Below are 24,397 nucleotides of genomic sequence, written 5' to 3'. Positions count from 1 at the left end.
CATGTATATTAAATAGTTTCATTTTTTTATTGTTCGTTATTTTTATCCTTGCAATAAAAGATGAAATCCAGCCAGCTTGTGATTTTTTTCTCGTTCTTATTAAAAACATCTGATTATCCATGAAAAAATTTTCGGCCTTTCTTATGGGTGAAAGCAATCGCTTTTTAGTGCTATCAATTTCCCTTTATTAATTTACTAATAATGGCTTTATTTTTTTCTCATGAAATTTTTACAATTTCTTTTCATTTTTTGAGTCAACTAACTGCTAATTGGCACCTTTTGCCACAGTTGCCCTTCCCTCGTCTAGGGTATTTTAGCTATTCTTCAAAAACAGAAGTAGCTGAAAAGAGTTGACAAACAAAAAAGACTGTCATATACTAGCTTTAAATTACAAACGTTGATTGAGCGAAGTAACAGATTGTCCCTGTTTTTTAGAGAACTAGTGGTTGGTGAAAACTAGTACAAACAACTTCTGTGAATTACACTCATGAGTTACTTGCTTAACCGCAAGCGTCCCATCTTCGTTACAGATGATAGAGTGGCATATGGTATATATGCAATTTGGGTGGTAACACGGATAATTTCGTCCCGACAATTTGACTACAGTCAGATTGTCGGGACTTTTTTATATAAACTAAAAGGAGTGTTGAAGATGAATATTATCGATGAACTAACATGGCGTGACGCAATTAACCAACAAACAGACGCAGAAGGGCTTCGTGACTACGTTGAGCATAATAGCATTTCGTTATACTGCGGTGTCGATCCAACTGGCGATAGTATGCATATCGGTCACTTGATTCCCTTTATGATGATGAAACGATTCCAAGCCTTTGGACACCATCCCCATATTTTAATTGGAGGGGCAACTGGTACAATCGGCGATCCAAGTGGTCGGACATCTGAGCGCCAATTACAAACGATGGAGCAAGTTCAAGCCAATGTGGATGCCTTAACGGCTCAAATGAAGAAATTATTTGATTTTGAAGCAAACGACGACTTAACGATGGTTAACAATTACAGTTGGACAAAAGATCTAACTTTATTAGATTTTTTGAGAGATTACGGCAAAAATTTCAATATCAATACTATGTTAGCCAAAGACATTGTATCAAGTCGCTTAGAAACGGGCATTTCATTTACTGAATTTACTTACCAAATTTTACAGTCAATGGACTACTTACACCTTTTCCGCCAACATAACGTTCGCTTACAAATCGGTGGTGCCGATCAATGGGGAAATATCACGGCTGGTCTAGATTTAATTAGAAAAAAGGAAGGCCCAGAAGCTAAGGCCTTTGGTTTAACAATTCCGTTAATGCTGAAAGCAGACGGAACCAAATTTGGGAAAACAGCTGGTGGTGCTGTTTGGTTAGACCCAGAAAAGACCTCTCCATTTGAGTTCTACCAATTCTGGTTAAACCAAGATGATCGAGATGTCGTTAAATACTTAAAATTCTTTACCTTCTTAACACAAGAAGAGATTGAGGCTTTAGCAGAAAAAGTAGCTACTGAGCCTCACAAACGTGAAGCACAAAAAACATTGGCCAGCGAAATGACTAAGTTTGTTCATGGACAAACTGCATTAGATGAAGCATTAAAAATCACTGCTGCCCTTTTCTCAGGTGACATTGCTAGTTTAAATGCTGCTGAAATCGAAGCTGGTTTCCAAAATATGCCAACTGTTGATTGGACTGAAGAAACTCAACCAATCGTTGATTTCCTTGTTGATCTTGGCATTGAGCCTTCAAAACGCCAAGCTAGAGAAGATTTAACAAATGGCGCTATTTCCTTGAATGGTGAAAAAGTAACAGGTACAGACTTAGCTATTACTCGTCAAACTTCTTTTGAAGGTAAGTTTATCATCATCCGAAAAGGAAAGAAAAACTACACATTAGTTCGCTTGGTTTAAAAAAATAGAACTCGAACAAAAAAACAAGTAGCCCCTCTTCGAAAGTGTATTTCAAAGAGGGGCTACTTGTTTTTTATTTGTCTCTATTTTCCTTTAACGCGCTTGAAATATAGATAAACTACTAGTAATTGTAGTAATAACAATACACCTACGGCAACTGCAGTATACTGTAATACCGTTTTTTGCCAAGTTAATAGTGACATACTAGTTGATTCATCTTCATACGCATTACTATTAACAACAGTGTATAACGCATTGTGAGTAGCCTGACGCATCGCAGTAACGGCCGTTGCACTTGTTGTATCGACTAAACCAGCGCCAGCTTCACCTGTTGTTGATAACATTAAATCATTCCCTGAGCGGATAGCAAGATCGGCATTCATTGAACCGTATCCACCAAAGTAATCAGTCAATACCATGCCATCAAAGCCCCATTCAGAGCGTAACACATTTTTCAACAAGTTTGATGACCCACCAGCCCATTCTGTTCCAATATGATTGAAAGCAGACATAACAGCTGTTGCTTTCCCATTTTTCACTGCCATTTCAAATGGTTTTAAGTAAATCTCACGAATTGCTTGCTCATTTGACCATGTTAACAAGCGATCATTACGGTTTGTTTCCTGATCGTTCAAAGCAAAATGTTTCAGATAAACGTAAACTCCTTTTGTACCAGCACCAAGTGTTTCGTTTTCAGCCATTGCCCCTGATAATGTTCCATCCTCAGAATAGTACTCAAAATTACGTCCTGCAAACGCACTTCTATGAATATTCATCGCTGGAGCATACCAACCAGAAATGCCTACTTCAGAAGCTTCTTGACCAATTGCTTCACCACGTTTTTTAGCTAGCTCTTTGTTCCATGTTGCAGCAATCATTGTTGCCGTCGGGAAAGCAGTTGCTTTAGTTGGTACGAAGAAGCTGCTCAACCCAGCAGGTCCATCAAAATCATAGGTCTGTAATTTACCAACAGATTTTACGCCGACAGTCTGATAACCGCCATAGGAAATTAAATTACTCATTTCTTTAACCGTCAGTTGATCTAATAACTTGTTCCATTTTTCGTCATCATAGTCGACCCCTCTTAACTCATTCAGCGTCAACCCGTTCTTAGCACCTGTTGTAGGCATTTTATCGTCCTCATTGACAGGTGGCTCATAAGTATCAAGATTAACAACTTTATCTTTATACTCATCTGCTAATGTCGCATCTTTACGACCTGCTGTTACTTTTTTATAGTTAGCAAAATCATCCGCTCGACTTAAATACTCGAGCCCGCCTTCAGCTAATTCTGTAAATTGATTTGTTGCCACTACTTCATCAGACGCACGCTTATTGTTCTCTCCATAAATAATTGTTTGAGGAATTGACACTTTTTCAGAGGCCAATACAGTATGAGAATCTGCCATAAGCTGGATAGCATATTCACCTTTTTCAAGGACATAAGCTTGATTAGTTTTAGAATCATAGGCTGCCATCTCTTCTTGATTAAAGGAAATATCAATGACTTCACTCTCAGATGGGTTCAACGTTTTAGTTTTAGCAAAGCTCAATAAATTTACAGCAGCTTTTTCAATCCCGCCATTTTCATACGGAGGAGTGTAATAAACTTCCACAACTTCTTTTCCTGCTACTTTTCCTGTATTCGTAACCGTTACTTTAAAGGAAACATTTCCTTCCGAATCAGTTGATATCTTGCCCATTTTTTGTTCAAAGCTCGTGTAACTCATGCCATAACCAAATGGATATTGTACAACCTCTTGGTATTCCTTCTCTTTGCCAAGATAGGCTGTCTCATAATATTTGTACCCAACATAGATTCCTTCATTATAATCAACGTAATGAATACCATCCGTATTCTCATAAGTGAAATCTCCAAAAGTATTCCAAGTTGGAGTCGCTTTCAAATCATATACATAGGTATCGACTGTTTTTCCTGAAGGATTAACTTCACCACTAATAATTTGTCCCAAAGCTTCAAATCCATCTGCACCTGGGCCCGCCATCCAAATAGCACTCTTAATTGATTCATACTCTTCAAGCCAACCAAGCTCCATTGGATTTGCTGCATTTACCACAACGATAACGTCATCAAAATTCTTAGTGACTAATTCAACCATTTCCTTTTCTGATTTTGATAATTCTAGAAAATGATCGCCTTTTTCAAAGTCGCCTTTATTTCCTTCATAAGTTACTTCACTTAGATCAAGCGGTAAATCAGCACCTTCTCCACCAACACGACCAATAACAACTAAAGCAGTTTCAGAGAAATCCTTTGCACCCGCTACTAATTGATCACTATAATCAGATACAGCTGGCTCTGGTAATGTCCAGTCCTGTGCCCACATCCCTACTTCTGGTCGATCATCGCGATACTTTTTATAGAATTTAGATAAGTCATTATTCAACTCAAAGCCAGCATTTTCTAAGCTATCTAAAATATCTGTACTATTACTGATATCAACATTTCCAGATCCTGTCCCACCATAAACTGGATTAGTTGAAGCCCAGCCAAAAACATTTAGCTTCGTTTTTGTTGGATTTATCGGTAAAAAGCTCTTTTCATTCTTAAGTAAAACCGTTCCTTCTTTTGCTATTTCTTTCGTTAAATCTGTATTTGCTGCCAATGTTTCACTCGAAATCGTGTCTAGATCAGCATATTGTAAGTTAAAAAGATTAGCCATAGGGCCAAAAAGAACAACATTTACTGTTAAAACAACGGCTAATAACAAGGCTAGTACTGATTCCCATTTTAGCCAAAACTTGAATGTTCTTGATTTTTTTCTAAATACAATTAACGCGACAATAAATACAACAAACAAGATAATAACAGGAACAAAGTAAGGAAGAACTTTAAAAATCGTCGCATAAACATCGTCCATGTTTAACACACCATCTTGACTTAAATAATAAAGAAATCCTGCTCCTCCTCCAATGATAGCCAAAATGATTAATACCGGAATAATAATCTTACTGTACTTTTTCTTCATTTCACTTCTTCTCTCCTCTATTTATTAATAAACTAAACACTCAATCATGTTTAGATGTTACCTAAAAGTTGTATCCTTTTGAAATGTATCCGCTCTTTTATCAATTAAACTTTCTAGCTTAATGGAATTAATCATTAAGCTAGAAATAGATCACACTCGTTAGTTAGTCTTTCTTCATAATTTTAAATTTCATCATTGGGTAGTTTATTACTACCTGAATTACGATGTTCACCATATTAGCAATCGTCGGAGCAAAGCCTTTCACATAAGGTGAGATTAGACTAATCACATATGGTGGCAACCAAACAGAAATAATACCAGCGACTGCTACCGTTAAAATATACAGTGGTAACACTTTTCTAATTTCAACTGTCGCGCTAAAAACAAATTTTCTTTGAACATAGAAATTAACAATTTGTGCCATTACATATGCTAATAAGAAACTTAAAAATCCTCCTAAGCCACCATCAGCTGCTTTATAGGTAAAGATAAACCAATGAAAATCAGCTCCAGCAAACCCTTTAAACAAAAAGCCAGTCCCTATCCATAAAAATACGAAATTAGTGATCGTTGCCACGTTACTCATCAAATTAAACATGATAAACTCATAAATATCTGGGTGCCTTTTCTTAAACTCCGTAATCTTTTTAAAAATGCCTGTTTGCTCTTTTTCTGCCACGTACCTTACTCCCTTATTTTCTTCTAATAAGACTTATTTTTTTATTTGACGCCTCTTCTTATTTGCTTTTAGTACATGTGAGACACCTGCAAAAAAGTGACCATTGACCATTGTTACGATACCATCAACCATTGCCATATCAATTAAGCCATTTGTCATCTTTGCAATCGCTCGAAATGGCATATTATAGTTAAATAACAGATTCAAATTAGGCTTGCCTTTGCGCTCGCTACGCTTAATTAATTTATCTAATACTTTAAACACACCACGTGCTAAATAACTTTTAGCATACTGCATTTGTAGCAAAGGATCGTTTACACCTAATTCTTGCCCCTTAACATAATTCTCCACTGGAACCTCATGTCCAAGTAATGCTGCAAATTCACTATCAGAAATTGAATGAACATCTGCTACTCGGTACTTCTCAAGCTCTGCCGATTGCTCTGGCAACACTGTTGTCGTACCCTCTTGGCTAATAACACCCTCTAAACGGATATCGTCAACACTAGCCCCCACCAAAACCTGATAGTCACCAGCTTCAATTTCCCACTTTTTAGTCTTGCTATTATAATATCTGAATGTTTTATCATCAAACAATATCTCAACTTGCTGCGTTTCACCAGGTTTCAAATAACATTTCTTAAAACCTTTTAATTCTTTAGCTGGTCGGTAAATTCCCTCACCTAATTTAGTCACGTATAGTTGACTAATTTCGGCTCCAGCAACCTGTCCACTATTTTTGAGCTCAAAGCTTACACTCTGATCTGTTAGTTGGAGTTCACTATAACTAAACTCTGTGTAGCTTAAACCATGTCCAAAGTTATATTTTACTGGAATATGGGCTGTTTCATAATACCGATACCCTACATACAATCCCTCTTTATATAACGCATTTTTTCCTATTGCAGGATAATTTCCTGCTGAAGGGACATCCTCATAGGAAATTGGATAGGTTTCACTTAATTTACCGCCTGGAGAATAATCCCCTTGAATAATCTCTAGCATCGCTCCCGCTCCAGCTTGGCCACCTAAATAGCCATGTAAAACGGCTGAAACCTGCGTATCCCAAGACATATCAACAACTGAACCAGCTGAGACAACCGCTACTATTGATGAATTAACCTTTGAAACTGCCTCAATTAAATCTAGTTGGTTAGCCGGCATTGACAGCGTCCGTCTATCAAGTCCCTCACTTTCACTGATTTCATCAAGCCCTACATAAATTAGTACCACATCAGCCTGCTTAGCCAATGCCACCGCTTCCTCAATTAATTGTTGATCGGGCTTATTCACTCGATGATAACCTTGAGCATAGCCGATACAATTTAGATTGGCATCCTTGATTAAATCGACAGTCGTATCCAATTTAGTTGGATTAACGACTGAAGAGCCTGCGCCTTGATAACGAGGCGAACTCGCAAAATCACCAATTAGAGCAACCGTTTTAGTTTTATTAAGTGGTAAAAGATTGTCCTGATTTTTAAGTAATACGACACTCTCTCGGGCAGCCTTTTTAGCTACTTCGTGATGACTCTCATCCGTATAATCCTCATTCTTTTTCCCATGCTGACTTACAGATAATACGACAGATAACAGTTCATCTACACGTTCATCTAAAACACTTTCTAATAATCGCCCCTCATTAACTGCGTCAATGATTTCTTTTCGTCCATTCAATTTTGTTGAAGGCATTTCCAAATGACTACCATTTTTAACTCCTAGGACATGATCGTTGCTACCGCCCCAATCAGATACAACAAAACCATCAAAGCCCCATTCATCTACTAGTAAATCCCTTAATAATTCTTTACTCTCATTTGCATATACACCATTAATTTGGTTATAGGCCGACATAATTGATTTAGGTTGACTTTCCTTAACAGCGATTTCAAAGCCGGTGGTATAAATTTCTCGATAAGTTCGCTCATCAATCACGGAATTAGAAGCCATTCGTCTCGTTTCTTGACTATTAACAGCCAAATGCTTAGGACAAGCTGCAACACCTTGACTTTGGATGCCACGAATATAACTAGCGGCCATTTTCCCAGATTGGTAAGGATCTTCACTAAAATATTCAAAATTTCGACCACATAATGGATTGCGTTTAATATTTAACCCCGGTCCTAATAAGACATGCACATCATTAAAAGAAACTTCTGCACCAATTGCCGCCCCAACTTGCTCGCCTAAAGACTCATCCCAGCTATTAGCAATTGTCGCCGCCGTCGGAAAACAGGTTGCTGGTACGCTTTCGTTTAGTCCTAAATGATCTGAGGCTCCAAGCTGTTTTCTTAATCCATGAGGGCCATCTGCTAGAAAAAGTGACGGAATTCCTAATGATTCAATATCAACTGTCTCCCAAATATTTTTTCCTGACATTAGCTCAGCCTTTTGCGCTAAACTTAATTTTTCGATTAACTGTTTATTTTTCATGAGACTTCCTTTCGTATGAAATTAAATTAACGATGAACCTTTGAAGACATTTCTCACAAGTTACTCGCTTTCATTAATAGACTAACATTTTGGTAATCGGTTGCATATCTGTTATGCATAACTTGACACGATTTATTCACAGACTGTCACTTTAACGAAAATCTGATTAAACATTCTCAGATTCACTTGAATTTGTCTGGCTACTATAGGTAAAATATAGAAGATGAGTGAAAAAGAAAGGAAGAACAACATGCGAATTGCGATAGTTGAAGACAATCAAGACAATCAACAAACATTACGCCAGCATATTCTAACCTATGCCAAAGAAAATAACTTAGTTGTTTCAATTGATTGCTACAAGGATGGCATTGAAATTATCGACAAATTTAAAAGTAATTATGATTTAATTTATCTGGATGTAGAGATGGAAATTCTGGATGGAATGACTACAGCAGGAAGAATTCGTGAGTATGACCAGGAAGTCTTGATTGTTTTTGTCACTAATTTTGTTCAATGGGCAATCGACGGGTACTCGGTTAATGCTACTGACTTTTTATTAAAGCCCCTCACTTATTTCAATTTTTGTGAGCATTTCAAAAAAATACAAAAACAATTAATCAATCGTGAAGAAGCATCGTTAACAGTAAAAAGTGGTAGCGGCTTCCGCAAAATTGATTTGAATGATTTACTTTATATTGAAAGTGACGGCCATTATTTAGAATTCGTTCTCACTGACTCAACCTTCTCGATCTTAGAATCGATGAAAAATATAGAAGAAAAACTCATTCCCTATGATTTTTTTCGCTGTAACAATGGATACATTGTAAATCTGAAACATGTTAAGAATGTTGATAAAAACATTGTAACAGTCGGCAATCATGAGCTACAAATTAGCCGTCCACGTCGAAAGGATTTCATGACTGCCTTAACTAATTATATTGGAGCCAATTTAAAATGACGGTAGAATTGTTTCCAAATATCCCCAGAGTCTATACAGCTATTGCAGAATCTTTAGCTTGTCTCATTTTTATTTTACCACTGACAAAAAAAGCCAACTGGCCTTTTATTTTCATTTTGATGAGTATTGGACAATATGTCTTACAAATAGTTGCAGGTTACTGGTCCCTAGCCTTTTGGATTCCAGGAATGATCCTAAACGTCGCATGGATGTTTCTCTCAATCCTCTTAACCTCTCAACTTGACTTTAAGCAGGCATGTTACCTAGTTACCAAAGCGTTTATTCTAGCTGAATTCATTGCCTCGTTCGCTTGGCAATTGTATTGTCACATTATTTGGAACCGTACAAAAACCGACCACTTTACGACCTTATTTGTTTTAACTGTCTATATTATATTACTGCTATTCTTTTATTTTTTGGAAAATCGAGTTGGGAATAAACAACTTTTAAAGGATATTCAAAACAAAGATGTTATCATTGGTGGCCTAACTGCCGTAATTATTTTTTCAATCAGTAATATCGGCTTTATGTTAAGCAACTCCTCACTTCTTTTAGGAGATTCTATTACCATTTTCCTCACTCGAACATTAATCAATCTCTCTGGAATTTGTATTCTGTATATGCAGGAAAAACAACGATCAGAAAATCACTTAAAGCAAGAACTTACCGCAATCAACAATATGTTTCAAGGTCAATACGAGCAATATGTTGCCTATAAGGAAAGTAACGCTATCATCAATCGGAAATTTCATGACCTAAAACATCAAATCGAAATTATTCGAGCAGAGCAAAATACTGAAAAACGAGAAGAATATCTCGCTAGTATGAGTGAAGCAATTACAACCTTCAGTGCAAACATTGAGACAGGTAATGGCATTTTAAATACGATTTTGACAAGAAAAAATCAATTCTGTATTGAACATGATATTACATTTACTTGTATCGTTCACGGCGAATTAATTAATTTTCTTAACACACTCGATATTTGTAGTCTTTTTGGCAACGCCCTTGATAATGCGATAGAATCTGTTTTAAAAATCAGAAACAGCGAACAGCGCTTGATTAATTTGAGAGTCTTTAAACGGGATAATTTTATCTTAGTCTCATTAGAAAACTATTGCACAGAAGAGGTAAAATTCGAAGAAGGGCTTCCTCTAACAACAAAAGCAGACAAGCACTACCACGGCTATGGTATTAAAAGTATCTCATACATCACAGAAAAATATAATGGAAGCATGACACTTGGCTTGGAAGAAAACTGGTTCAAGTTGAATATCTTATTTCCAAAATAAAATAAAAACTAGAAAACAACCTCCCACTCAAGGCATTTTCTAGTTTTTTATTAATCAAATTCGGCAGTCACATAACTTAAGGCCAACTGAATTACCTGATGCATGTCATAGTAACGATAATTCCCCAAGCGTCCACCAAAATGCACCTGAGTTACTGATTTAGCTAGCTGAGCGTACTCCCGATACAACTGGTTATTTCGTTGATTATTAATCGGATAGTAAGCATCCTTTGATGGGTCCCACTCACACGGAAACTCTTTTGTAATCACAGTATCTGGCTGCTTTCCAGATTCAAAATGCTTATGCTCAATAACACGAGTATAAGGCGTTTCCGCATCCGTATAATTCACCACAGCGTTTCCTTGATAGTTTATCACACCTTTTAGCACTGTCGTCTCAAAGGTTAATGAGCGATAGTCAAGGATGCCTAATTGATAATCAAAAAATTCATCAATCATGCCTGTATAAATAATTTTAGGAAATTTATCCAAATAGTCCGCTTTATTCGCAAAAAAATCTATTCCTGTTTCGACATCAATCAATGGAGAATCTAGCATTTTTTCAACAATCTGAGTATAGCCCCCAATTGGAATCCCTTGGTAAATATCATTGAAGTAATTATTATCATACGTAAATCTGACTGGAAGACGTTTTATAATAAATGCTGGTAATTCCTTAGCGGGCATTCCCCATTGCTTTTCCGTATAGCCTTTAATCAACTTCTGATAAATGTCCAGCCCAACTAAGGAAATTGCCTGTTCTTCAAGATTACGTGGCTTATCGATTCCTGCTGCCTTCCGTTGAGCCGCAATAATTGCTTGAGCTTCCGCTGGCTTACTAATCCCCCATAGTCGGTTAAACGTATTCATATTAAAAGGTAAATTATAAATCTCACCCTTAAAATTAGCGATAGGAGCGTTAATAAAAGGCATAAATGTCGCAAATTGATTAACGTATTGCCACAGCCTCTCATTACTAGTATGAAAAATATGAGCCCCATACTCATGAACCTGAATGCCAGCCATTTCTTTTGTAAAAATATTACCGGCTAAATGAGATCGTTTTTCAATTACCTTAACACGTTGGTGTCGCTTAGCCGCCTCATATGCAAAAGTTGCGCCGTATAGACCAGCTCCTACAACTAAATAATCATACTGACCTGATCCTGATACCACCAAAAATTCCTCCTAAGATAAATTAGTTAAAGCCATATACTTTTTGAGCTAGATTATAAATCCCTAAAGCAGTCTTTTTACCTGCCTTACCTGGTAAGTGAAGGCCACGTCCGAAAATCCCATGACGTAATTTACGATACAACTCCTGGTCAACCTCCGATATATACAACCAAAGTGCTTCTTTCTTAGCCAAATCTTCCTCTGTTCCCGATTTAAGTAATAATATCGAAGAAACCGTCGTAATAATCTCTAAAAATTGGCGCATATACGTATCTAAATTTTTATTTTCAACATTCACCGCTAGATAGTTTTCGATCAGGCGTCGATTAACAAATAACTGTTGATCAATTCGTTGAATCATCACAGATTCATTAACAGATTGGTCCTCACGTCCGATATAATAATGGTAAAGCGCCACATCTAAGTAATACATCTTACGAACATAAGGCAATGGCTCCGAAACAAACAAATTATCCACATAAAAAGTGTGTTCAGGTAATTGTAACTTAATTTCCTTTAAGAATGCTGTTCGGTAAATAATTGAATGCATCAATAAATATTTACCGATTGGGAATTTTATATCATCCCAACTTAATTCCCTATTTTTGGCTAGATATCGCGAATAATCAATGACTTTTTTATTCTTTGCACCAACCTTTTCATAGATATAATTTGATATGAGCATATCGATTTCACTGTTCTCTGGCAGGTCCTTGATAAAAGCTAAGATAGTAGCATACGCCTCAGCTCCAACCCAATCGTCACTATCAACCACTTTTAAATAGCGACCCGTTGCACGTTCAAGCCCTGCATTAATTCCTGATCCATGGCCACCATTTTCCTTGTGAATTACTTGAATCTGATCTGGAAAATTAGCACAATATGCATCACTTATTTCAGCAGTCCGATCTGTCGAACCATCATTCACAATAATTATTTCTATATTTGAGTCTGCCACAATCAAAGAATCTAAACAACGTGACAAATACTCTTCTGAATTATAACTAGGTATTATAATTGATAAATCTTTCATTTTCTACTCCTCTTTCATTATCCCGCAGATGATTTTAGGATAATTTACACCAATTTACTTGTAAAAAACTTTTGTCTAATTATTTAAGCATACCATTAAATCCTTCACTTGCAAATACTCTCTGCACAAGTTGCCCCTTTTCTGGCATAATTTGTTGTGTTTACAAATCAAAAAAACAGAGCCCCAAGGACTCTGCTTTAACTTGATTATTCTGCAGCGTTTGCGTCTGCCAAACCATATTTTTTGTTGAAACGATCCACACGGCCGTCTGCTTGTGTAAATTTTTGACGTCCAGTATAGAATGGATGTGAATCAGAACTAATTTCAACACGGATTAATGGGTATGTATTACCATCTTCCCATTCAACAGTTTCTTGTGTTTTCTTAGTAGAACCTGACAAGAACTTGAATCCTGTAGTTGAATCCATAAATACAACTGGCTGGTAATCTGGATGGATATTTTCTTTCATGGGTATGTCTCTCCTTTGCCCTGAGTCATTTGCTGAGTCAGAGTTGATTTTAAATTTTACAACATTTCCATATTATCACAGTTCTTGCTCTGTGACAATCACCTTTTAGGTCTTTGTTGGTTATTTTTACCAAATAAAACATCTTTAAATGCTTCAAAAAGTTGTTTATTATTATCTGTTCGTCTCAAAAAGTTCAGTAACTGCTCCGTATACTCAAGTGAATCACCTTTCATATTACGACGCAACTTCCAAATATCATCTAAACGCGACGCTTCCATTAAGAGATCTTCTTTACGTGTACCAGATTTCTTAACATCGATTGCAGGGAAAATACGACGTTCTGATAAGTCACGAGAAAGATGGAGCTCCATATTTCCTGTTCCTTTAAATTCTTCGTAAATCACATCGTCCATTCGACTACCAGTATCAACTAACGCCGTAGCCAAGATCGTTAGGCTACCACCTTCTTCAATATTGCGAGCCGCACCAAAAAATCGCTTTGGCTTATAGAAAGCCGCCGGATCAATCCCCCCACTTAGTGTGCGACCACTTGGCGGAATAACTAGGTTATAAGCACGAGCCAAACGTGTAATGCTATCCATAAGTATCACGACATCTCTCTTATCTTCAACCAGACGCATCGCTCGTTCTAAAACAAGTTCAGAGACACGAGTATGATTTTGAGGTTGAAGATCAAAGGTTGACGACACAACATCAGCTTTTACACTACGTTCAATATCGGTCACTTCCTCAGGCCGTTCATCAATTAACAGAACAATCAATTCTACCTCTGGATGATTTTCAGTAATGCCATTTGCTATCTCTTTCAGAACAGTCGTCTTACCAGCTTTTGGAGGCGCAACAATTAAGCCACGTTGCCCAAAACCAACTGGAGAAAAAATGTCAATCATTCGAGTACTTAATCGGCCTTTAGTTGTTTCGAGAGTTAATTGACGATCAGGATAAAGAGCTGTCATTGCAGGAAAATGAGGTCGCTCCTTAGCTTCTTCTGGATTCTTCCCATTAACAGTCTCTACATGCATCAGCCCGTAATAGCGTTCTGATTCCTTCGGCGGACGAGCTTTACCACCAACCTTATCACCATTTCGAAGCCCAAAGCGTCTAATCTGTGATGAAGAAATGTAAATATCTTCTTGGCTTGGAGAATAATTAATTGGGCGTAAGAAACCATAGCCTTCCGATGAAATGATGTCTAAAACACCTTCCATCATAAAAAAGCCTTGTTTCTCCGCTTGAGCTCTAATAACGGCCAGCGACAATTCTTTTTTGTTCATCTGACTGTAATATGGAATTTTAAAGTTTTTTGCATAGCTGTAAATTTCTTTAAGAGTGCTGTTTTCCAGCTCACCCATGGTTAAATAATCTTTCATCAAATTACTGCCTCACTTCCTAAATAAAAAAAGTTACATGTATTTATCGAACCACCGACACTTCTGTATTTGATCAGATTTTCCACCATCTAAGCAAGTACCACCCACTGACTAATCTTCTTCAATCATGTAAATATCAGCTCCCAAAGCTGTTAACTTTTCAATAATCGAATCATAGCCACGTAAAATATAATCAACATTAGTAATTTTAGTCTGACCTTCTGCCATTAAACCTGCCGTTACTAAGCAAGCCCCTGCACGTAAATCACTGGCAGCCACTTCGGCTCCTTGTAACTTGTTTGGTCCATTTAAAATAATCATGTTTCCTTCAAGCCTAGCCTCTGCGCCCATTCGTGCTAATTCTGGTATATGGTTGACCCTTTTTTGATAAATACTATCAATTACCATACTTTCACCATCTGCCATCAACAACAACGGAGTTAAAGGTTGTTGTAAGTCTGTCGCAAAGCCGGGATACGGATAAGTTTTTACGTCAACAGCTTTTAACTCTTTGGCTGGATGAACATAAACAGAATCCTCACCAATTTCTAAGCCGACTCCCATCTCTTCTAACTTAGAAATAAAACTTTCAATGTGCTCATGAATGACGTTCTTCACTAACACCCCTTTACCAACTGCTGCAGCTAATGAAATATAGGTTCCTGCTTCAATTCGATCTGGGATGATTGAGTGACGACAGCCATGTAATTCTTTGACGCCATCAATTCTAATTTCATCTGTACCTGCACCACGAATCTTTGCTCCCATATTATTTAAAAGTGTCGCTACATCAATAATTTCAGGTTCTCTAGCAGCATTTTCAATCACTGTTCGGCCCTCAGCCTTTACAGCTGCCAACATAACGTTAATTGTCGCTCCAATTGACACCATATCCATAAAGATACGTGTGCCTTTTAAGCCAGCCTCTCCTGCATGAAGATACGTTGCGCCATGTTCGGTTTTAACATCTGCACCTAAAGCTTCAAATCCCTTCACATGTAAATCAATCGGGCGTGGCCCTAAGAAACAGCCACCAGGCAATCCAACGACTCCTTCACCAAATTTACCCAACAATGCTCCCATAAAATAATAAGAAGCGCGCAAACTATTAATCTTTCCACTTGGCATTGGCACAGAAACCATTTCAGTTGGATCAATAACCATCTGATTATCTGCAAATGTTACCTTTACACCCATGATTTCTAATATTTCCTTCAGCGAATGGACATCATTGATATCGGGAACACCTTCCAAAGTGACTGGAGAATCGGCAAGAATTGCTGCGGGGATTAAAGCGACTGCACTGTTTTTAGCACCATTAATAGTAACCTCTCCCATTAAAGGACGGCCACCGTTAATCACAAATTTTTTCATTGTTACTTTCACTCATTCCTTAAAAAAGCTGCCTTAAAAGCAGCTTGTACTATTTACTGTCTATATGTTTGATTCAAATTAATCCTTATCATTTTACCACAGTTTCCATGAATAAAAAAGCTCTCCTTGAACTTATTACTATTTCTTCAACTCAACTGAATGATCTAGTATAAAAAAACAGGTTATTCTCAAAAAAATTCTCAGCTATATTTTATTAATCACCGATTAGATATAATATAGGAGACGTAACGCTTTACTTCGTTTATCTGAGTGGCAACACTCAAAAATCTAAAACTAAGGAGTGACCTTAATCATGAATAGTGGATTTAAAAAAGGGTTTTTATGGGGTGGCGCAACAGCCGCCAATCAGTTGGAAGGTGCTTACAATTTAGATGGAAAAGGTCTAACTATTTCAGATATTTCACCTGGTGGTAAACAACGGATGAAACTTCTGGCTTCAGGAAATTTCCCATTGGAAATAGATGAGACTAAGTACACATATCCGAATCACGATGGCATTGATTTTTATCACCATTATAAAGAAGATATTGCAATGTTTGCAGAAATGGGATTCAAAACTTTTAGAATGTCAATCTCTTGGGCTCGTATTTTCCCTAATGGTGACGATGCTGAACCAAATGAAGCTGGCCTAGCTTATTACGAAGCTGTGATTGACGAATTACTAAAACATAACATCGAGCCAACTATTACTATGTCTCACTATGAAACACCTCTTCATTTAGTTAAAGAATACGGCGGTTGGAAAAACCGCAAATTAATTGGTTTTTTTGAAAAATATGCTCGCACAATCCTAGAACGTTTCCACACAAAAGTTACCTATTGGATGACCTTCAACGAAATCAATACAGGCGTCTTTGGCTCCTTCTTTTCAACCGCTATGCGAGATGGATCGCCACAAGACAATTTTCAAGGATTACATAATCAGTTTGTCGCCAGCTCGTTGGCTACTAAAATTGCTCATGATTTGAATCCAGAATTAAAAATTGGCTGTATGAGTATTTACGCAACCATGTACGCTTACGACTCTGATCCTAAAAACGTTATGGCTATGGAAGAAAAAAGTCGCATGTTTAACTATTTTTGTAATGATGTTCAAGTTCGTGGTGCATACCCAAGTTATGCGTTACAATACTTTAAACAACACAACATTAAACTGGACATTGCTGACGGTGAGCTTGACCTAATCAAAGCTCATACCGTTGACTATCTATCCTTTAGTTATTACATGTCTGTAACAGTCTCAATTAAACCTGAACAACAGGGCGACAAGAGTCAAGGAAACTTCTTTGGTGGAGTTAAAAATCCATTCTTGCAAGCAAGTGAATGGGGTTGGGAAATAGACCCTGTTGGGCTACGTATAGCTCTATGCAATCTTTACTCTCGCTATGGTGTGCCTCTATACATCTCAGAAAATGGCTTAGGAGCCATTGACACACCTGATGCCGATTTTAGCATTAATGATGATTATCGGATCGATTACTTACGTCAACATATTATTGAAATGGAAAAAGCCATCACAATTGATGGCGTTGATCTCTTTGCCTATACTCCATGGGGATGTATTGACCTAGTCAGTGCTTCAACGGGAGAAATGTCCAAACGATATGGTTTCATTTATGTTGATTTAGATGACAAAGGAAATGGCACCATGAATCGCTACAAGAAAAAATCCTTTGACTGGTACAAACAAATTATTGCTACAAACGGTGAAAATTTAACTGATAACTAGGTTGACGTAGACCAAAAGAGCCGAGTGACCATTTCGTCACTCGACTCTTTTTAATTTTTTAGTTATCGGGTACTAACGCGTCTGTGATAGCGCTAATTACCTTTTCTTCATCTTTAACTTGCCAATAATTTTTACCTAGATCCGTTGTTTCTAAGGTCAATTCAACTGTTTCAGGTTTACTAGCCGTCGTCATTTTTTCAATAGCTTCACAAACAATCAAACTCATAGTTTGCGAATCTTCGTTAAACTCATTCACAATTTTTTCGGCTTTCTCTAAATCGGCTTTCGATGTCAATTTACTCAGATCCTCTTCTGATTCAACTTGTTCAATTCCCGCATCCGTCACTAGCTCTATCACCTTCTCTATTGACAAACGTTGTAAATCAGCTTTAAAATGATCCCCGTCAACGCCATAAATCCGTAATTCTATAACTGCTTGTTCCGAGTCTTCCTTGATAACCTTTGCTTGATAGCTCGATTTCTCTTGCAATGTTTTAATAATCAATTCTATCGCTTTTTTTGACTCTTTCTTTTCCAACCCTATGTCAGATAATTCTTGAGCTAACTGTTCTGTCAGAGCCGCTTCATTACTCTTAATCACTTCTTTTCCAAAACTTTTTTTATACTGGTCAAAATCTTTCAAGTAAAATTCAGTATTAACAAAAGCCTCAGCAGATAGTTTAGCGTCCTCTTTTTTGGTATCACAAGCAACCAATACTATAAAAAAGACTAGTAATAGCCCCATATAAGGTAATTTTTTTTTCACTTTTTCCACTCCTAAATCTAACACATTAAAAATTTCCTCTTTACAGGTTACCATATGGACCAAACAAAATAAAGTAACGATCTGTTTTACTCACTATCACCCTGAATGATACCCATAACCTCAACCATATTCAAAGCCTGCTCAATTGGTAAAATTATTTTTTGCGACTCACTCCCATGAATCGAGCTATAATCCAGCTGACTACTAAACGTATCAATCATTAGTTTTTTTATTTTTCGACTTCTTTTAGCCAATTCATTTTCTCTCATCATTCGCTCTTTAGCAGAACGTTTAACAGTTAGCGTTTTTGTCCGTACTCGACGACCATCGCTTGTGCGTAAAATCTCTCGATTCCCATCGATTGTTTGCAGAATAAGTCTTAATTCTTCTGTCGAACAATTTTCTTTAACCACTACCTCAATATCTTTTTTCCTTCTGCGACGTCGCTTTCGCTGAATTGACTCATTTTCATTATTGGCTAACTTCAATTCAAGCATAGGAGCCAAATCTCCTCCCACGAATAAGTTCTTTTTCCGTTGTTTTTGCATTTTGACAAACTCTCCTCTGTCATTTATCTAATTGCTATCTCAGCGTTTTAAACGAACGTTAAACATACATAATTCTATTATAGCATTTTTTTTAATCAAAAAGCACTACAGTCAATACAAAAAAGAGGAGGAGACACAATACGTCTCATCCTCTACTTGTTTCGTTGTCCTAAACTTCTAAGCAACTTTACCCAACACTTAGAGAAAAACAACTTTCTATCCCAGCTTCTACTTTTTCACTTCATTAACTTGAAACCAAACATGAATCCCATTCGGATCTTCAATTTCAAGGATTTGTTTTCCTTTATTGTAAAAGAAATCCAAATTAAGGGCTAATAGGTGTTGTTGTAAGGCAATTATTTCGGCTTCAGATGCTACTTTAAATGCCATATAATCTAACCCCAAATTATCATCATGTTGATCTTTAGTAGCTACCCGATTTAGTATGTTAATCGCAACATGGTGATGATAATCTCCGGCAGCTAAGTAACGCAGACTTGGGAATTCAGCGCTTGTTAAACTAAAGCCTAAGACCTCTGTGTAAAAACGTTGACTCTCATCCAGATTAGCTACATTCAAATGAATATGTCCTAAACGCGTTTCTGTTGGTAATTTATTAAAATTCTCAGTTGTTTCAGCCAATAAGCTTTGGCTATCCAATCGATTTAATAACCCATCCATCGTACCTTCAGTGTGGTAATTCCATTCTGATTTGGGCTTGTCCCAAGATAGTTTAATACCATTAAACTCGGGGTCCTTCAAATAAATCACTTCGCTATGTCCCAGATCATTTAAGCCTGAAATTGGGTACTCTAACGCTAATAAATGCTTATAAAGAGCACTTAGATCACTTCTTTTAGGTAATAAAAAACCAATATGAAATAAGCCATTATGACTTGTTTCACTTGGCTGCCACTCATCCCGTTCAATTAAACAAATTAAGCTTCTTTTCAATTCCTTAATCCCTAAAAAGGTCATGCCATTTTCCTCACGCATAACATCCAGCCCTAGGACAGTTTTAAAAAAAGAGACTTCCTTCTCCATATCTTTAACTTTCAGCGCTACTAATGCTAATTTTGTATTTTCATTAAGTTGATAACTCATCCTTCACTTCTCCCTTACTCGAACTCCGTGTTCACATCTCACTATTTATCCTACCATTATTTTTAGAAAAAGGATACTTTTTTGCTATTAGCTCCATCAGTTTGTTATTTAATTATGAACTTTTGCATAATGTGAAATTTTGTCACGATATTGGTAACAATAAATTTGACTTTCTGTTCATAAATTGCTTAATTAATTTATCACTAAAAAAATCTTGAAAAACCAAAGTAAACATAGTATGCTCAATGAGGAATTATTGCTTAAAGAGCGAGAGCAAAAGTATCACTTCAAATTTTTTTAAGGTATCTCAAAGTGAATCTCTTTTCGGCCTTTCTCTTTTTATTGAGGAGATTTAATCATGTCAAAAAAACTATCTTTTTCTGCTTATTTAACGATCGGATCAATGCTTTTCGGCCTTTTCTTTGGGGCTGGTAATTTAATTTTCCCTGTTCATATGGGACAATTAGCAGGAAGTAATAGTCCTATTGCTACACTTGGCTTTCTACTTACTGGTGTTGGATTGCCATTCTTAGGTGTCTTGGCAATTGGCTTTTCTCAGAGTAGTGGCCTCTATGATTTAGCCAGTCGGGTACATCCAGCTTTTGGCCTATTCTTTACAGTCGCACTCTATCTAACTATCGGCCCTTTCTTTGCTTTACCGAGAACCGGTACTGTTTCTTATGAAATCGGGATCGCACCTTATATCCCAGCTAATCTTCAATTTATTAGTCTATTGTTATTTTCCCTATCCTTTTTTGCTTTAGCTTGGCTATTTTCATTACGCCCAGCAAAAATAATGACATGGGTTGGAAAAATTTTAAATCCACTATTTCTAATTTTCCTAGCTCTACTAATTTTTAAAGCTTTCACTCAGCCTTTAGGAGACATGACCCAACAAGTCCCACAAACTCTCTATCAACCTAGTCCATTCTTTGTAGGGTTTATTGAAGGCTACAATACAATGGATGTACTTGCGTCCTTAGCATTTGGCATTATTGTCGTCAATAGTATTAAATCCTTAGGTGTCACAAAGCCTAGCGCAATCGCCAAAGATACACTCAAATCGGGCATCGTTACCTTGATTTTGATGAGTATTATCTACGCAAGTCTTGCTTATATGGGCGCTACAAGCACCAATGTCTTTCCTATATCCGAGAATGGTGGAATTGCACTTAATCAAATTTCTCATCATTATTTTGGTTCTTTTGGTAGTATTTTACTTGCGATAATCGTTACTCTAGCCTGTTTAAAAACAGCTATCGGATTAATCACAGCATGTAGTGAAACATTTGTCGAACTTTTTCCAGCTCTCTCATATCGTCGTTATGTACATATTTTTAGTATCGCCGGATGTGTCATTGCTAATTTTGGACTAACGTCTATCATTAAGCTGTCATTACCCGTTTTGATGTTCCTGTATCCATTGGCAATTGTTTTGGTCGTGCTTGCATTTCTATCACCGCTTTTTAAGCATCGATCACTTGTTTATCAACTAACAATTGGTGTCACTTTTATCATCAGTATCGTTGAAGGCTTAAAAGCAGGCTCAGAAATATTTAGAAGCTTGCCAGGTATTCACCAACTAATAAGTCTATCAAACAACTTACTTCCTTTCTCGGAGGTTAATATGGGCTGGGTGAGTCCGGCCATCCTTGCTCTCATAGTTAGCTGGATCATTAGCTTAAATCAATCAAAACCACAAAAAACCTGACCTTCACATGAAAGTCAGGTTTTTTACTAATTTTATTGCGGATTAACGCGTCTTGCAATCAATGGTAAAATCAAACCAAGAGCAACGAAAATAATCGGTGTAATAACATTTAAAGCCAACTGGAATAACCAAGCAGTTGGATCAGCCGCATAGTCCAATTTTGGTACCATCCCTAAAATACAAGCAAAAGCAGTAAAGAAGAAACACCATGCTCCGACTGCAAATCCTATCTTGGGATTTTTAATAAATTTATAATCAGATACAAATCGTTTAGAATATTTGTTGATTAACATGTAGGCTAAAAATACCCATAGATAACGTAATGGCATTACAACTGAGTTTAAATTCAATAACCAACGGTATAATTCACTCATATTGCCAATTCCTAGAGAGGGGACAATAATCAAAATGCTCACTAAAATACCTGTCATGATATACCCATTGATTGGTGTTCCTTTTTTATTTAACTTAGCTAATGAATTTGGTACAAACTCTGGATCAGCATCAGCTAAAAGAATTTTTAGCGGTGCATCAATTGAAAAGGCTAAGGCTGAAATTTGAGCTAGCGCATTAGCAATCGCATAAAGAATCATAAAGACATTGCCAACACCATAAAAATTGCCTAAACGTTGAAATGCTTCATAAGCGCCATTTACCATCAAATCGTCTGGAATATTATTAGCATCAAATAGCATCCCCATCGCAATTGATCCTAACAAGGCACAAAGCGCGACCATTCCTGCAAGAAAAATCATTCCTTTAGGAAATTCTTTTGACGGATTTTTTGTATTGTTAACATACGGTGAAATCTTTTCACACCCACCAACAGCAAATACTAACATAGAAATAGTCGTCAAATAGCCAAAGTTAAACTTCGGAATATACGTTGCAACAGAAGTCATATTCGGTGTTGCCACCTCAGCCCCAGTCATACCTGGTGCCGATACAGCTAAAATAATAAATAGAATAGACATGACAAACATAGCTGTTCCAGCCATATTACCAATCATTTTTAATGTTGTTAGGCCCTTCGATGCAATCCATAAGAATAAAAGAAAAATAACCAAACAAATCATCGAAATTTTAAAAGCACCTACAGTTGTAACAAATGAACCATTCCCCTTAAATAACCAGCTAAGAGCCACCAAAATCCCTTGAGGTTTTTGAGCTAAATAAGGCACATGGACAACCCAATAAGTCCAGGCTGCAAAGAAAGCCAGCTTTTTAGTCGATGTTTCTTTAATCCATGATGATACGCCCCCATTCGACTCCTTAAAGGTTGAGCCAAGCTGTCCGACGCTTAAGGCATAAGGAACAAAGTATAAGACCATAATTAACACCCATGAGACAACGACTGTTAATCCTTGTTGCGCGTAATTATTAACAACATTTCCTAGACCCCAAACAGAAACAAAAGCCATCAAGGCAATATTGTACCAACGCAGTTGTTTTTCGTTCATAATTCTCTCCTTTTTGCTTCAAGAAACTCCTAAAAAAATTAACGAATTTTCTCAAAAGCTAATCATTATACCTTCAAAGAATACTCTCATTTACAAAGAACCGTCAACTCTAATTAACGCTTTTTAATGAAGGTCTCATGGGATTAATTCCGAGTTTTAATAGAAGAGCTAATCTCCAAAAAAATTTATCTTATCATCTTTTGTGGTGGATTCACTAAAAACAAGCAAAAGTATGAGACAATAACCCTAAATTAGGTTATTATCTCATACTCTTAACTCAAACTAAATTTAATTTGAAAGTCTTTATTTTCATCTAAAACAAAGTCAAATATATTTTATCATCTCACAATATCAATAGTTTGATTATTGATAAATATCTCGACCTGTTGACGGGTCACAATTGGACTATCTCCTAGAGTAGTATGCGCAAGAACACTGCTAGCTGTAGCAAACTCAACCATTTCTGGAACAGTCCATCCCTCTACTGCTGCCACAATAATCCCAGCTACATAAGCATCTCCCGTTCCTACTCTATCGAATACGTAAACTGGATACTCCTGTGAATAGACGAGACCCATTTTAGAGCAAACAAATCCTTTTAAATAACGTTGATTATCGCGATGAGCTCGGAAAGTGCCAGCAAAATAAGTAATATCATAGGTATTGATAAACGTCTGACACAACAAATCAAAATCAGTTGAGCCAATCTCCTGATCAATTCCTAACAGTTCAACTAAATCACGATCAGCACCTATGACAATGTCTGCATAAGGCAATATTTGCTGATACTGCTCACGAACCCATGCTAAATCATGCTGAGTATTGAGGCTTGGTCGATAATTAAAATCGAAACAAACCTGTTTACCTAATTTTTTTGCCTCTTTAGCCAGATGAAACGCTGCGCGTCTCGATTGCTCAGTCAAAATTAAAGAAATACCGCAGATATGCACCAAATCATGAGACATCAATGCCTGTTCTATTTCTAACTCAGACCATTGACTAATGCCAAAGGAACTGTGAATTCGATCAAGATATGTGACTTCGGATGGACGATTACCAAAGCCTTGTTCTAAAATATAGATCCCCATATGATTACCATCTTGCTTTATCAAGCGATCAGACAGACCTAATTTGCGAATTTCGGCCTTAGCAGCATCTCCCAATCGATTGGCAGGTAACTGAGTTAACAAACTTGTCTCATGTTCAAAATGGCTGATACCACTCAAAACATTCAGACCTGTTCCAGTGAAATTAAGGCGAGCATCTTTTGTTTGTTCAAGCAATTGGTGGTTATCCATTGCTATTCGTAACATGACTTCACCAAAAGCTAAAATCCTTTTTGTTGTCATCA

Annotated in this window: 18 protein-coding genes and 1 other annotated feature; of the genes, 5 read left to right on the top strand and 13 right to left on the bottom strand. The window is 36.9% G+C overall.

Annotated features, from left to right (window positions below):
• The first annotated feature begins 388 nt into the window (after nucleotides 1-388).
• Nucleotides 389-594, top strand: a binding site (T-box leader).
• 58 nt (nucleotides 595-652) lie between these two features.
• Nucleotides 653-1,912, top strand: coding sequence for a tyrosine--tRNA ligase (tyrS, locus tag AC5KOD_RS17075; RefSeq protein ID WP_496915786.1), 1,260 nt, complete (start codon nucleotides 653-655; stop codon nucleotides 1,910-1,912).
• An 83-nt stretch (nucleotides 1,913-1,995) separates the two neighbouring features.
• Here tyrS and AC5KOD_RS17070 read toward each other — a convergent pair whose 3' ends face one another.
• The 3 genes from AC5KOD_RS17070 to AC5KOD_RS17060 all read right to left on the bottom strand — a co-directional run bounded on the left by AC5KOD_RS17070 (nucleotide 1,996) and on the right by AC5KOD_RS17060 (nucleotide 8,014).
• Nucleotides 1,996-4,902 carry a glycoside hydrolase family 3 N-terminal domain-containing protein gene (locus AC5KOD_RS17070; RefSeq protein ID WP_496915785.1) on the bottom strand — a complete coding sequence of 969 codons (2,907 nt, stop codon included), beginning with the start codon at nucleotides 4,900-4,902 and terminating at the stop codon, nucleotides 1,996-1,998.
• Nucleotides 4,903-5,065: 163 nt separating this feature from the next.
• Complete coding sequence (locus AC5KOD_RS17065) at nucleotides 5,066-5,545, bottom strand: GtrA family protein (protein ID WP_496915813.1); 480 nt, start codon at nucleotides 5,543-5,545, stop codon at nucleotides 5,066-5,068.
• Between the two features lie 69 nt (nucleotides 5,546-5,614).
• The gene (locus AC5KOD_RS17060; protein ID WP_496915784.1) at nucleotides 5,615-8,014 is read right to left on the bottom strand and encodes a glycoside hydrolase family 3 C-terminal domain-containing protein; all 2,400 of its coding nucleotides are present in this window, start codon (nucleotides 8,012-8,014) and stop codon (nucleotides 5,615-5,617) included.
• Nucleotides 8,015-8,264: 250 nt separating this feature from the next.
• On the opposite strand from AC5KOD_RS17060, the gene AC5KOD_RS17055 reads away from it, so the two are divergent.
• Nucleotides 8,265-8,972: a LytR/AlgR family response regulator transcription factor gene (locus AC5KOD_RS17055; RefSeq protein ID WP_496915783.1), complete on the top strand. Its 708-nt coding sequence runs from the start codon at nucleotides 8,265-8,267 to the stop codon at nucleotides 8,970-8,972.
• Complete coding sequence (locus tag AC5KOD_RS17050; protein ID WP_496915782.1) at nucleotides 8,969-10,264, top strand: ATP-binding protein; 1,296 nt, start codon at nucleotides 8,969-8,971, stop codon at nucleotides 10,262-10,264. The genes AC5KOD_RS17055 and AC5KOD_RS17050 overlap by 4 nt, the downstream gene beginning before the upstream one ends.
• A 50-nt stretch (nucleotides 10,265-10,314) precedes the next feature.
• On the opposite strand, the gene glf is transcribed toward AC5KOD_RS17050, so the two are convergent.
• From glf to murA, 5 genes are all read right to left on the bottom strand, one after another.
• The gene (gene glf, locus AC5KOD_RS17045) at nucleotides 10,315-11,439 is read right to left on the bottom strand and encodes a UDP-galactopyranose mutase (protein ID WP_496915781.1); all 1,125 of its coding nucleotides are present in this window, start codon (nucleotides 11,437-11,439) and stop codon (nucleotides 10,315-10,317) included.
• Nucleotides 11,440-11,461: 22 nt separating this feature from the next.
• Complete coding sequence (locus AC5KOD_RS17040; RefSeq protein ID WP_496915780.1) at nucleotides 11,462-12,472, bottom strand: glycosyltransferase family 2 protein; 1,011 nt, start codon at nucleotides 12,470-12,472, stop codon at nucleotides 11,462-11,464.
• A 206-nt stretch (nucleotides 12,473-12,678) separates the two neighbouring features.
• A complete protein-coding gene (locus tag AC5KOD_RS17035; protein WP_496915779.1) occupies nucleotides 12,679-12,942 on the bottom strand; it encodes a type B 50S ribosomal protein L31 in 264 nt (87 codons plus the stop codon).
• Nucleotides 12,943-13,040: 98 nt separating this feature from the next.
• On the bottom strand, nucleotides 13,041-14,333 hold the full coding sequence (rho, locus tag AC5KOD_RS17030; protein ID WP_496915778.1) for a transcription termination factor Rho: 1,293 nt from the start codon (nucleotides 14,331-14,333) through the stop codon (nucleotides 13,041-13,043).
• Between the two features lie 111 nt (nucleotides 14,334-14,444).
• Complete coding sequence (gene murA, locus AC5KOD_RS17025) at nucleotides 14,445-15,707, bottom strand: UDP-N-acetylglucosamine 1-carboxyvinyltransferase (protein ID WP_496915777.1); 1,263 nt, start codon at nucleotides 15,705-15,707, stop codon at nucleotides 14,445-14,447.
• A 313-nt stretch (nucleotides 15,708-16,020) separates the two neighbouring features.
• Here murA and AC5KOD_RS17020 point away from each other — a divergent pair, with 313 nt between their 5' ends.
• Nucleotides 16,021-17,457 (top strand): glycoside hydrolase family 1 protein, encoded by a 1,437-nt coding sequence (locus AC5KOD_RS17020; RefSeq protein WP_496915776.1) that lies wholly within the window; start codon nucleotides 16,021-16,023, stop codon nucleotides 17,455-17,457.
• A 58-nt stretch (nucleotides 17,458-17,515) separates the two neighbouring features.
• On the opposite strand, the gene AC5KOD_RS17015 is transcribed toward AC5KOD_RS17020, so the two are convergent.
• The 3 genes from AC5KOD_RS17015 to AC5KOD_RS17005 form a co-directional block, all read right to left on the bottom strand.
• On the bottom strand, nucleotides 17,516-18,223 hold the full coding sequence (locus AC5KOD_RS17015) for a DUF5105 domain-containing protein (protein ID WP_496915775.1): 708 nt from the start codon (nucleotides 18,221-18,223) through the stop codon (nucleotides 17,516-17,518).
• Between the two features lie 86 nt (nucleotides 18,224-18,309).
• The gene (locus AC5KOD_RS17010) at nucleotides 18,310-18,771 is read right to left on the bottom strand and encodes a hypothetical protein (protein WP_496915774.1); all 462 of its coding nucleotides are present in this window, start codon (nucleotides 18,769-18,771) and stop codon (nucleotides 18,310-18,312) included.
• Between the two features lie 228 nt (nucleotides 18,772-18,999).
• Nucleotides 19,000-19,875: a VOC family protein gene (locus AC5KOD_RS17005; RefSeq protein ID WP_496915773.1), complete on the bottom strand. Its 876-nt coding sequence runs from the start codon at nucleotides 19,873-19,875 to the stop codon at nucleotides 19,000-19,002.
• Nucleotides 19,876-20,233: 358 nt separating this feature from the next.
• On the opposite strand from AC5KOD_RS17005, the gene brnQ reads away from it, so the two are divergent.
• Nucleotides 20,234-21,586 carry a branched-chain amino acid transport system II carrier protein gene (gene brnQ / locus AC5KOD_RS17000; RefSeq protein WP_496915772.1) on the top strand — a complete coding sequence of 451 codons (1,353 nt, stop codon included), beginning with the start codon at nucleotides 20,234-20,236 and terminating at the stop codon, nucleotides 21,584-21,586.
• Nucleotides 21,587-21,618: 32 nt separating this feature from the next.
• Here brnQ and AC5KOD_RS16995 read toward each other — a convergent pair whose 3' ends face one another.
• Together AC5KOD_RS16995 and AC5KOD_RS16990 are read right to left on the bottom strand one after the other, a co-directional pair.
• A complete protein-coding gene (locus AC5KOD_RS16995) occupies nucleotides 21,619-23,046 on the bottom strand; it encodes an APC family permease (protein WP_496915771.1) in 1,428 nt (475 codons plus the stop codon).
• A 338-nt stretch (nucleotides 23,047-23,384) separates the two neighbouring features.
• Complete coding sequence (locus tag AC5KOD_RS16990) at nucleotides 23,385-24,395, bottom strand: sugar kinase (protein WP_496915770.1); 1,011 nt, start codon at nucleotides 24,393-24,395, stop codon at nucleotides 23,385-23,387.
• Nucleotides 24,396-24,397 lie beyond the last annotated feature (2 nt).

The sequence above is a fragment of the Vagococcus sp. WN80Y genome, assembly GCF_059621045.1.
Note: the sequence above shows the minus strand (reverse complement) of the source record. Positions and strands in the feature narration are given on the sequence as shown.

Excerpts from the sequence above, each read along its gene's own strand:
- tyrS (WP_496915786.1), top strand. The coding sequence starts at position 653 with ATGAATATTATCGATGAACTAACATGGCGTGACGCAATTAACCAACAA.
- AC5KOD_RS17070 (WP_496915785.1), bottom strand. The coding sequence starts at position 4,902 with ATGAAGAAAAAGTACAGTAAGATTATTATTCCGGTATTAATCATTTTG.
- AC5KOD_RS17060 (WP_496915784.1), bottom strand. The coding sequence starts at position 8,014 with ATGAAAAATAAACAGTTAATCGAAAAATTAAGTTTAGCGCAAAAGGCT.
- AC5KOD_RS17055 (WP_496915783.1), top strand. The coding sequence starts at position 8,265 with ATGCGAATTGCGATAGTTGAAGACAATCAAGACAATCAACAAACATTA.
- AC5KOD_RS17050 (WP_496915782.1), top strand. The coding sequence starts at position 8,969 with ATGACGGTAGAATTGTTTCCAAATATCCCCAGAGTCTATACAGCTATT.
- AC5KOD_RS17040 (WP_496915780.1), bottom strand. The coding sequence starts at position 12,472 with ATGAAAGATTTATCAATTATAATACCTAGTTATAATTCAGAAGAGTAT.
- AC5KOD_RS17035 (WP_496915779.1), bottom strand. The coding sequence starts at position 12,942 with ATGAAAGAAAATATCCATCCAGATTACCAGCCAGTTGTATTTATGGAT.
- rho (WP_496915778.1), bottom strand. The coding sequence starts at position 14,333 with ATGAAAGATTATTTAACCATGGGTGAGCTGGAAAACAGCACTCTTAAA.
- murA (WP_496915777.1), bottom strand. The coding sequence starts at position 15,707 with ATGAAAAAATTTGTGATTAACGGTGGCCGTCCTTTAATGGGAGAGGTT.
- AC5KOD_RS17020 (WP_496915776.1), top strand. The coding sequence starts at position 16,021 with ATGAATAGTGGATTTAAAAAAGGGTTTTTATGGGGTGGCGCAACAGCC.
- AC5KOD_RS17010 (WP_496915774.1), bottom strand. The coding sequence starts at position 18,771 with ATGCAAAAACAACGGAAAAAGAACTTATTCGTGGGAGGAGATTTGGCT.
- AC5KOD_RS17005 (WP_496915773.1), bottom strand. The coding sequence starts at position 19,875 with ATGAGTTATCAACTTAATGAAAATACAAAATTAGCATTAGTAGCGCTG.
- brnQ (WP_496915772.1), top strand. The coding sequence starts at position 20,234 with ATGTCAAAAAAACTATCTTTTTCTGCTTATTTAACGATCGGATCAATG.
- AC5KOD_RS16995 (WP_496915771.1), bottom strand. The coding sequence starts at position 23,046 with ATGAACGAAAAACAACTGCGTTGGTACAATATTGCCTTGATGGCTTTT.
- AC5KOD_RS16990 (WP_496915770.1), bottom strand. The coding sequence starts at position 24,395 with ATGACAACAAAAAGGATTTTAGCTTTTGGTGAAGTCATGTTACGAATA.